The organism is Vibrio sp. OPT18, from assembly GCF_015163615.1.
Classification (GTDB): Bacteria; Pseudomonadota; Gammaproteobacteria; order Enterobacterales; family Vibrionaceae; genus Vibrio; species Vibrio coralliirubri.
On the sequence record NZ_JADDYK010000001.1, the window covers coordinates 1 to 3,516 of the forward strand.

Consider the following 3,516-nt stretch of genomic DNA (forward strand, 5'->3'; position numbering starts at 1 on the left):
CACACACCACGCAAAACTTTTGTTTTGCCTAAGTGGTTGTCTGTAAAGGGAAAATCGGATTTTAAAAGTTTGAAAAAATCCCAAATCAATGTTGATTATTTCGTATTGGCAGTGTAATACGAACGTAGAGAATCGTAATTCCATTGATTTATCAATTAGTTATTACGAATCAAACTTGATTCGTAATACACTTTTACTACAAGTGTATACGCGGTTTGAGGTGCTGTGTATTGCTTGTGTATTGACTGATTTCTGAAGTTTTAGATTTTTTTAGATCTTACTTCTGACGCCTCTCTGTGCTCGTTGTCGGTTCATTTGACTAGGCAAAGCTCGTTGCACTCGTTTTACCTGGTCAAACGAACTTCAAAAAAGAAAACTATTCCTTTTGAGTGTTTGAGCTTGAAAGGAGGGTTAACGAAGTGGTGTAAAATATGCCCTGTAAATCGCCTAAAAAGCGTCACAAACTTTCAAAGTGATTTTGAGGTATCTTGGTGTGGTTTTGTGTGCAAAATCGCCCCTAGGCGTTCCTAGGGCGCTTAACGGCCTGTTTTTGGCTGCAAAATCTCGTATTTAACATAATAGGAATAATAAACACCTTTTTTGATGGGGGTTATAGCTTTTTTCGATAAATAACTGCGGAAAATTTCAATATGGAAATTAGTTATTTGAAGGTAAATTTACCGTGTTTTTACTAGAGTGGTAATTTTTATGAGATTAAATTCTGTTGTTGCGACATTTTTGTTCGCGTCTTCTCTAACTTCTTTTAGCTCTTTTGCTGATGAAGTTATAATCGAAATGAAAGATTTAAGTCAGGGTCATGTTGTTGGTCGTATCATCGCGACGGATACTGAATTTGGCACAGTATTCCAACCTATGTTGGAAGGGGTTGTTCCAGGGCTGCATGGTTTCCATGTTCATACTAATCCATCATGTGAACCATTGATAAAAGATGGAAAAACGATCCTCGGTGGGGCTGCTGGTGGTCATCTTGACCCTCATAAGACTAATAAGCATGGCTTCCCATGGAGTAAAGATAATCATTTAGGTGATTTGCCTCCGCTATATGTCGATCATGCTGGTTCAGCAAATCAACCAGTATTAGCTCCTAGAATTAAAGTGGAAGATTTAAAATCTCGATCGTTAATGATTCATGTTGGTGGAGATAATCATTCTGATCACCCTGCTCCACTTGGTGGCGGTGGAGCAAGAATGGTGTGTGGTGTTATTAGGTAACCACCTCCAAATGTTGAGGTGAACTACAAGGAGGTTCCCAATGGGGAGCCTTTCTTCGTTATTGGTGCGTAAGCAACGAAAATCTACAAGCGAAGCGGTAGAGTTCTTTCTCGATGCGTCAGCAGTGAGGCACACAATGACGCAAGGGGGAGGGAAATATATTTCCCGAAACCGCAGTGTTATTTCTGGAGAACTCGCCAACTGTGTGCCTATGGAAATCTGTTCCCTTTGATCAAAATTTTGCAAGCCACGACTATACAGGGTTCGTCTGCATAAAGGTACGAAACGCGACACTTAGTTAACGATAACGCATTGGTTCTACAGCCTTTTCTTATTTTAGCACCCCCTGTTTTGCTACGTGATTTATGTGTCCATTTTCGGGAGCGGAATGCCTAGTGTTATTTTCTGAGAAATCGAACGTTCAGATGTCCGAAAACGCACGATTTAGAACAGGGCTTAAAACGCTGTCCGCAAACTATCTAAATAGCATATAGGACACCGCTATAGTTATGTACGTCCATTTCGTACGTCACTGATGACGATCAACCTCCGACAAACAATCACGCGCGTTAGAGATTAATCCTATGTCGCATTACGTACCTTTATGCAGACGAACCCTATACAACGGAAAAACAACCAAAATCGATGATTGAGCATGTAGGGTGTTGTTGATGGTGCTTTGAAGTTTTGAAATATATTTTTTTCGCTTGATAGAAACAAAAAAGCCTCCCAATCGGGAGGCTTTTTTGTTTGGAGAGTTGCCAGATCTGAAAGATCAGCATTGAGATCAAATGCTTTTAGGATTAATCTCTTTCCCCATATGTGACAAAACCAGCCGTAGGAAGCTGGTTTTCGTCGAGATACTTACTAACGTGCCGAAGCGTAGAAGTCCTTTCATGATAGATCATATCAAGTCTGCACTTCAAGTAATTATCCCCAAGTAATCGGTGGTTGGGTTAGAGTCACTAGGGTTACGGGACAGCATAGAGATGTAGAAACCCAAGGGTTTCCTCCACAAATTAGAGACTTTCAACCTAGTACGTTGTTATTTGCTCTAGTCTGATGGGGACTAGCGGAATTGTCGAAAGCATCACCCAAATGAGTGGTTCATCCTAAGTCTACGAACAATAGCGGTAGCAAAGAGGCTTGCACATTGGAGAGTTTACTTCCTTGCAAGGCACTAACAGGATGGGCGCGAGAGACGGGCGACAAGGCTCATAACAGAGCGTAACTCTCGCAGTGAACCGGTGTTATCAAGGTTTACCTGATGAAAAATTAACTATACTCGGCTCCGGTCGGCAGTTTCATCAGTCACCACTAAGAGGCTTTTTTTAGAGCTTCTTAGGGTGAGTGTACCCTGAATCCCCCTCCTACCTCTTCCATTCAGCAGCCGAATCCCCTTTAGCTCTTTTAGAAAAAATACAAAAAAAGAATCTTATTAGGCGCGGAGCGCAAACTAACCGCGTTCTCAATCTTACTTAGCGATTGTGTGTAAAGTTCGGGGCAGCTTGCTGTCCCAACTTTTCCACATGAGCACTTTTTGAATTGCCCCTGTCACTGTCGGGTAGACAGTGACAGGGGCTTAAATGCGCCGCTTTTATTGCCTTTGCTTCGATTACCTTTGGGTTGCTCACATTTTCTCGCGCACACGTTAGTCCGTCATTTGCTTTCTAGCCAATTCCTTATCTTGTTGGGGACTGTGTTTTCTAGCTTTGCTATTTTTATCTCTAGTTCTTTTAGTCGGCTGTCTATCGTTTGTTGCTCGTATTTTGCTACCAATTCGTTTTGGTTCTTTTTAAATTGCTCTATCCCTAGTGACAGGATGCATCGAAGAAAATCAGGGGTCGTCATGACTGTGAATTTACCCAAGAGTTCTAGCTCTTCTTTCTGCTGGTCGTCTACTCGAACGCTAATCAGGTGTTTTTTTTTCGACACTCTGCTGTTTTCCTTGTTTGCAAATGTAAACCTAAATGTAACACAATGATTTAGCTTTGATTATTTTTGTTTTCCCCTTGGTTTTAAGGCACGCTGTCGATGTATACAAGTTCGTTCCTCACTTTGTCTCATCGCGTGCCAAAGGGATGCCCTTTGAACCCTTTTCTGTGTAATCCGTAGCTTTTCCTTATTGCGTCTTAGATCGGACTTTTTCTACATCGAACAAGTTTTGAACAGAGCTAAAAATTACCACACACCACGCAAAACTTTTGTTTTGCCTAAGTGGTTGTCTGTAAAGGGAAAATCGGATTTTAAAAGTTTGAAAAAATCCCAAATCAATGTTGATTA

At 41.2% G+C, this 3,516-nt stretch carries 2 protein-coding genes; one reads left to right on the forward strand and one right to left on the reverse strand.

Features of this window, described 5'->3' with window-relative positions; genetic code table 11:
- Positions 1–708: 708 nt before the first annotated feature.
- Positions 709–1,233, forward strand: coding sequence for a superoxide dismutase family protein (gene sodC, locus IQQ51_RS00005; RefSeq protein ID WP_193839998.1), 525 nt, complete (start codon positions 709–711; stop codon positions 1,231–1,233).
- A gap of 1,659 nt (positions 1,234–2,892) precedes the next feature.
- Here the strand turns inward: sodC and IQQ51_RS00010 are convergent.
- Complete coding sequence (locus IQQ51_RS00010; RefSeq protein WP_193839999.1) at positions 2,893–3,168, reverse strand: hypothetical protein; 276 nt, start codon at positions 3,166–3,168, stop codon at positions 2,893–2,895.
- Positions 3,169–3,516 lie beyond the last annotated feature (348 nt).